Origin of the sequence: Streptomyces sp. NPDC006798, assembly GCF_040635975.1 — a bacterium.
Classification (GTDB): domain Bacteria; phylum Actinomycetota; class Actinomycetes; order Streptomycetales; family Streptomycetaceae; genus Streptomyces.
The window spans coordinates 24,061-30,423 of sequence record NZ_JBEYIS010000075.1; the positions used below are offsets into that span (position 1 = coordinate 24,061).

Here is a 6,363-nt window from a genome sequence, read left to right on the forward strand (position 1 = left end):
AGCAGCCGCCGGGCCGCCCGCAGGACCAGCCTGGTCGCTAAGGACCCCCTCGCGGATCGGGCATACGCCCTATCCCGGCGCCGGCGGAGAACGGAAAGCGGGGTAGGACGGGGAACCCCCTGCCCTACCCCGCCGTGGCGCCGCGGGTCACTTCAGCGCGGCCGCCATGATCTTCTGAGCCACCGGCGCCGCCTGACCGTTGCCGCTGACCTCGGCACGGGGGCCGCCCGCGTCCTCGATCACCACGGCGACCGCGACCTGCTTCCCGCTGTCGCGGTCCGTGCCGTAGGAGGTGAACCAGGCGTACGGCTTGCCGCTGTTGTCGACGCCCCGCTGCGCGGTACCCGTCTTGCCGCCGACCTCGACACCCGGGACCCGGGCGTTCGACGCCGTACCGTCCTCGACCACCGTCACCATCGCGTCCCGCAGCTGTCCGGCCGTCTCCTCGGAGAGGATCCGCTCGCCCTTGCCGCCGTCGTAGGAGTCGAGGACCGTGCCCTCCGAGTCCACGACCTGGGAGACCATGTGCGGGGCCTTGAGGACGCCGTCATGGGCGATCGCCGCCGAGACCAGCGCCATCTGGAGCGGGGTGGCGGTGACATCGAACTGGCCGATCCCGGTCAGCCCCGTCTGCGGCGCGTCGAGCCCCTGCGGGTAGACGCTCTCGTACGCCCGGACCGGGACCTCCGGCTCCGAGTTGAAGCCGAACTTCTCGGCCATCGCCCGCACCTCGTCCTGGCCCAGGTCGATGGCCATCTTCGCGAAGACGTTGTTGCACGACCAGCGCAGGGCGGTCCGGATGGAGGCGTCCTCGCAGGGCGCGTTCGCGATGTCGTTCGGCAGCGGCTTCGTCGTCAGCGGCAGTGTGTACGGCATCGGGCTGGCCGTCGACTCGTCCACCGACCCGTACAGCCCCTTCTCCAGGGCGGCGGCGGCCACCACCAGTTTGAAGGTGGAGCCCGGTGCCAGCGGCTGCCTCAGCGCCCGGTTGACCAGGGGCTTGTCCGGATCGTCCAGCAGTTTCCGCCACGCCTCGCCGTCGGTGGTACCGGCGATCGCCGACGGGTCGTACGAGGGGGTGCTGACCAGGCCGAGGATCCTGCCGGTGTCCGGTTCCACGGCCACCGCCGCGCCCTTGGCGTCGCCCAGAGCCCCGAAGGCGGCCTCCTGCACCGCCGGATCGATGGTCGTCAGCACATCACCCGGCTCCTGCTGGGCTCTGGTGAGCGCGTCCACCGGGTCCTTCAGCCGGTCGTCGGTGCCGTCCAGGACACCGCTGTGGATGCCCTCCAGCTGGGTGGAGCCGTACGCCTGCGAGCTGTAGCCGGTGACCGCCGCGTACAGACCGCCCTCCGGGTAGGTCCGCTGATAGGCCAGATCCCCGGATCCGCTCCGCTTCGAGCCCGTGACCGGGGTCCCGGCCACCACGATGTCGCCCAGCGGCCGGGCGTACTGGTCGATGACCTGGCGCCGGTTGTGGTCGTTGTCCGCGAGTGCCTCCGCGTCGTACGCCTGTACCCAGGTGGCCCGGAGGAGCAGGGCGAGCACCAGCAGCAGGCTGAAGACGGCGGTGTGTCTGATCGTCTTGTTCATCCCGTCCGGTAGACGACCGGCGCCCCCGCGAAGGTTCCCCCCTGACATGTCCCGGGCGGGGCGCCGACCGGGACGGAAGTCCGGCGCGGGACATGTCGGGGGGCCGGGCCCGGTGGTCCGGGGCCCGGCCGTCGCGCCCCGGAGCCCGGTGCGGAGCGGGCCGGACCCCGGTGCGCGCGTACCGTCAGCGGGGCGAGACGAAGCCCGACTCGTACGCCGCGATCACCGCCTGGGTACGGTCCCGGGTGCCCGTCTTCGCCAGCACCGACGCCACATGGGTCTTCACCGTCGCCGGGCCGATCGCCATCCGCCCGGCGATCTCCGCGTTGGTCAGCCCCGTCGCCATCAGCCGCAGGACGTCCGCCTCCCGCTCGGTCAGCCGGGCCGCCCACGGCGGCGGCGAACCGGCCGCCGGGCCGCCGTACGAGGCGGCCAGCGACCGGAGCGCCGACGGGAAGAGCAGCGAATCGCTCCGGGCCACCAGCCGGACCGCCGCCACCAGGTCCTCCGCCGCCGCGCGCTTCAGCAGAAAGCCGGCGGCGCCCGCGCGCAGCGCGTCGTACACATAGGCGTCGTTCTCGAACGTCGTCACCACCAGGATCCGCGGCGTTCCGCCCGTCCCAGGCGCGTCGGCGAGGATCCGCTCGGTGGCCCGGATGCCGTCGATCCCGGGCATCCGGACGTCCATCAGCACCACGTCGGGGGCCAGCTCCCGGACGACCGACACCGCCTCGGCGCCGTCCACGGCCTCGCCGATCACAGCGAGATCCGGTTCGGCCGAGAGGATCGCCCGCAGGGCCGTCCGGACCATGCGCTCGTCGTCGGCGACGACGATCCGGATCGGCGCGGGGGCACCTTCGCCCGTGCCCGCGCCGGTGTCCGCCGCCGGGCCCGTCACTTCGCCGCTCACCGGCCGCCCTCCCCGATCCGCTCGCCGCGCCGGGCGGCCAGGGGCAGCGCCGCGTACAGCCGCCACACCCCCTCGGCCTCCCGGGCGCCCGCCTCGGACACCCCGCCCAGCAGCACGGCCCGCTCGGTGACGCCGCGCAGCCCGCGGCCCCCGCCGGGGCGGACCACCGGACGCCGGTCCGGCAGCGGATTCTCCATCGTGATCTCCAGCTCCTCTTCTTGTACGGCGATGGTCAGGGACACCGGGACCGGCCCGGCGTGCCGCAGGACATTGCTCAAACCCTCCTGGACGATCCGGTACGCCTCCCGGGACACCGGTACCGGTACGGTGCCGCAGTCGCCCGAGCGCTCCACCGTCACCGGGACGCCGCCCCGGCTCAGCAGCCCGTCCAGATCGGCCAGTGTCGGGCCGCCGGGGCCGTCGCCGCCGGGGGGGCCGTCGTCGCGCAGCAGCCCGAGGACCGCGTCCAGCTCGCCCACCGTCCGGCGGGCGGTCTCCTCGATATCCGCCAGGGCCTCCCGGACGAACTGCGGATCGCGGTCCAGCAGCCGCCGCGCGGCACCCGCCTGGAGCGTCACGGCGCTCAGCGCGTGCCCCACCGAATCGTGCAGCTCCCGCGCGATCCGGTTGCGTTCCGCCAGCTCCGTGGCCCGCCGCTCGGCCACCGCCAGCCGGTCCGCCGGGGTCGGGCCCAGCAGTACGGGGGCGGCCCTGGCCAGTACGTATCCGGCAGCCGCCGCACAGGCCGCCAGGGCGACCAGCATGGCCGCGCCCGCCACCGGGAAGAGGGCGAGCGCCACCACCGGATAGTCCGGGACCCGCATCGCGGACCGCAGGCCCGGGAAGAACGGCACCAGGATCACCGCCACCGCGAACGGCGGCAGGGCGAGCGTCGCCCCGCTGATCAGCGCGCCGAGCCCGGTATGCAGGAAGAACCAGCCCGCCGACCGGGTCCGGGCGGCCCGGGACCGCGCGGGACCCTCCGCGAACGACTCGTCCGGCAGCCCGCACAGGCCCCGCGCGGCGGCCACCGACAGGGGCCTGACCGGGGCCGCCAGACCTACGACCGCGGTCAGCGGCAGGCCCAGCGCATACGCGGTGAACTGGGCGGAGACCGAGGAGCCGAACAGCCCGCCGGACGTGACGACCGGCGACCAGATCACCGACGAAAGAAGCCAGAACGGCATGAACAGGGCGCCGCCCAGTATCAGATGCAGCCAGCGCGCCCTGGCCCGGCGCCCGAAGATCCCCCGTCGTCCCATGAGGGCAGACTCTGCCATGCCCCCGACCAGTACGAACGGCCGGGCGGCGGCCGACGCGAGGGGCCGCGGGGTGCCGCCGCGCGGCAGGGGCGCGGGGTGGGGCCGCGCGGCGGCTCGCGGGGCCGGACGGGAATGCGCCGGGCCCGGGGGATGTTGAGCCGAGCCGAAGAGCGGAAGTGCCGAAGAGCCGAAGAACCGAGAAGTCGGACGGCGAGAGAGAGGCGGGGAGACGGTCGTGATGCGCGTCGAGATCTGGAGCGATATCGCCTGTCCCTGGTGTTACATCGGGAAGGCACGCTTCGAGCGGGGGCTGGCGGAGTTCGCCGGCCGCGACGAGGTCGAGGTGGTGCACCGGTCGTTCGAGCTCGACCCCGACCGGCCCAAGGGGGAGACCGTTCCGGTGGTCGAGATCCTGAGCGAGAAGTACGGGCGTACGGAGGACGAGGCGCGCGGCATGGAGGAGCAGATCGCCGCCACCGCCCGCGCCGACGGGCTGCCGTACGACACCGCGCACCGCGACCACGGCAACAGCTTCGACATCCACCGGGTGCTCCACCTGGCGAAGGCCAGGGGCCGCCAGAGCGCGCTGCTGGACCTGGTCTACCGGGTCAACTTCGCCGACGAGCGGTCCGTCTACGACGACGAGGTCCTGATCGGCGTCGCCGTCGAGGCCGGACTGGACGAGACGGAGGTACGCGCGGTGGTCGCCGACCGCTCGGCCTACGCGGACGAGGTCCGCGCGGACGAACGGGACGCGGCGGAGCTGGGCGCGCGAGGGGTCCCCTTCTTCGTCTTCGACCAGCGCTACGGAGTCTCGGGCGCGCAGCCGGTCGAGCTCTTCACCCAGGCGCTGGAACGGGCGTGGTCCGCGCGGTAGCCCCTCCCGGGCGGGGTCACGCCTCTCCGGGCAGCGCCCGGCGGCCTGATGTTGTTCGCGGTATGCGGACCGTCGTGGGTTGCTCGCGCAGTTCCCCGCGCCCCTGAATGCTCTCCCCAGCACCGTGCCTGAAGAGGGCACCGCCCCCGGTGAGGGGGCCGCCTCTTACCAATGACGGCGAGGAGGGCAACCAGGGGCGCGGGGAACTGCGCGACAAGCCACAGGCGGTCCGCAGACCGCGTACAAGGGTCGGTCGCCGGGCGCAGGCCGGGTTGTGGCGCTCACCCGGAGGGCCGGGGCGCCCGGGAGGGGTGACGGGCCGCACCGGGTTGACCTCCGGGGAACGGCGCCGCAGGGTGGGCGGATGGAGAATCTTGTCCGGAGCGAGTTCGGGCTGCGTACGACGTATCTCAACACCTCCTCCTGCGGCGTTCTGCCGCACCGTGCCGTCACCGCCGTGCGGGCGCTGACCGACGAGCTGGCGGCCGGGCGGCCGGGCGGTGCCGGGGAGTACGGGACCGTGACCGCCGTACGCGCCGCTTTCGCCCGGCTCGCGGGGACGGACGCCGACCGGGTGGCCGTCGGCGGGTCCCTCTCGACGGCCGTCGGGCTGGTGGCCAGATCGCTGCCGCCGGGCGCGGAGGTCCTCTTTCCCGAGGGGGAGTTCGCCTCGGTGATCGCGCCCTTCGCCGTGCGCGGCGACCTCAAGACCCGTTTCGTACCGCTGGAAGGTCTCGCGGAGGCGATCCGTCCCGGTACGGCCCTGGTCGCGTTCTCCGCCGCGCAGTCCGCCGACGGCCGGGTCGCGGATCTCGCGGCGGTGCGGGCGGCGGCGGCCGCGCACGGTGCGCGGACCCTGCTGGACGCGAGCCAGTCGGCGGGCTGGCTGCCGTGGCGCGCGGGGGAGTGGGACTACACGGTCACCGTGGCGTACAAGTTCCTGCTCGCGCCGCGCGGGCTGTCGTTCCTGACCGTCACGGAAGAGTCGCGGGGGACCCTGGAGCCGCTGTTCCCGGGGGTATTCGCCACGGTGGACGGAGCGCTCTACGGACCTCCGGCCGGGCTCGCCACCACCGCGCGGCGGTTCGACGAGTCACCGGCCTATCTGACCTTCCACGCCGCCGCCGGATCCCTCGCGGTCCTGGAGGAGGCCGGGGCGGACGCGGTGTTCCGGCGGGTGACGGCGCTGGCCGGGCGGCTGCGGGAAGGGCTGGCCGAGCGGGGGTACGCGCCGCTGCCGGGGGAGTCCGCGATCGTCGCCGTACCCGGACTCGCGGACCGGGTGCCGGAGCTGGCCGCCGCCGGGGTCGTGACGTCCGCCCGGGCCGGGAATCTGCGGGCCTCGTTCCATCTCTACAACACGCCCGCCCATGTCGACCGGCTGCTCGCGGTCCTGGACGGCGCCACGCCCCCGGCCTGAGGGCTGCCCCGTCATCCGCGGCGGATCAGCGCACGGCGTCAGATGCGGTGCGTCGCACGGCGGGGAGTCGTCCTCATACTGGGCGTATTCGGACGATTCAACAACGCGGCGAAGTGCCGTAGCTGTCGCCGTGCGCCCGCCGGGGATGACGGGACACGCCCTAGGGGCGTGTCTGACGGATCTTGCTGGGCTCGCGTGCCCTGGTGCCGCGCCTCGCCGCGTTGTCGTCGGTCGCCTACGGCCCCCTGCGCCTGGCGGCGCGGGTGGGGGCACCTCCCGGGCGGAGCCCAGGGGGCGTACC

At 74.1% G+C, this 6,363-nt stretch carries 5 protein-coding genes; 2 read left to right on the plus strand and 3 right to left on the minus strand.

Annotation, left to right across the window (positions count from 1 at the left end):
* Positions 1 to 147: 147 nt before the first annotated feature.
* From ABZ714_RS32090 to ABZ714_RS32100, 3 genes are all read right to left on the minus strand, one after another.
* The gene (locus ABZ714_RS32090; RefSeq protein ID WP_358828882.1) at positions 148 to 1,593 is read right to left on the minus strand and encodes a penicillin-binding transpeptidase domain-containing protein; all 1,446 of its coding nucleotides are present in this window, start codon (positions 1,591 to 1,593) and stop codon (positions 148 to 150) included.
* Between the two features lie 184 nt (positions 1,594 to 1,777).
* Positions 1,778 to 2,491 (minus strand): response regulator transcription factor, encoded by a 714-nt coding sequence (locus tag ABZ714_RS32095; RefSeq protein WP_358828886.1) that lies wholly within the window; start codon positions 2,489 to 2,491, stop codon positions 1,778 to 1,780.
* Positions 2,492 to 2,499: 8 nt separating this feature from the next.
* Positions 2,500 to 3,765 (minus strand): histidine kinase, encoded by a 1,266-nt coding sequence (locus tag ABZ714_RS32100; protein WP_358828883.1) that lies wholly within the window; start codon positions 3,763 to 3,765, stop codon positions 2,500 to 2,502.
* Positions 3,766 to 4,003: 238 nt separating this feature from the next.
* On the opposite strand from ABZ714_RS32100, the gene ABZ714_RS32105 reads away from it, so the two are divergent.
* Together ABZ714_RS32105 and ABZ714_RS32110 are read left to right on the plus strand one after the other, a co-directional pair.
* The gene (locus ABZ714_RS32105; RefSeq protein ID WP_358828884.1) at positions 4,004 to 4,642 is read left to right on the plus strand and encodes a DsbA family oxidoreductase; all 639 of its coding nucleotides are present in this window, start codon (positions 4,004 to 4,006) and stop codon (positions 4,640 to 4,642) included.
* A 364-nt stretch (positions 4,643 to 5,006) separates the two neighbouring features.
* Positions 5,007 to 6,062 carry an aminotransferase class V-fold PLP-dependent enzyme gene (locus ABZ714_RS32110; protein ID WP_358828885.1) on the plus strand — a complete coding sequence of 352 codons (1,056 nt, stop codon included), beginning with the start codon at positions 5,007 to 5,009 and terminating at the stop codon, positions 6,060 to 6,062.
* Positions 6,063 to 6,363 lie beyond the last annotated feature (301 nt).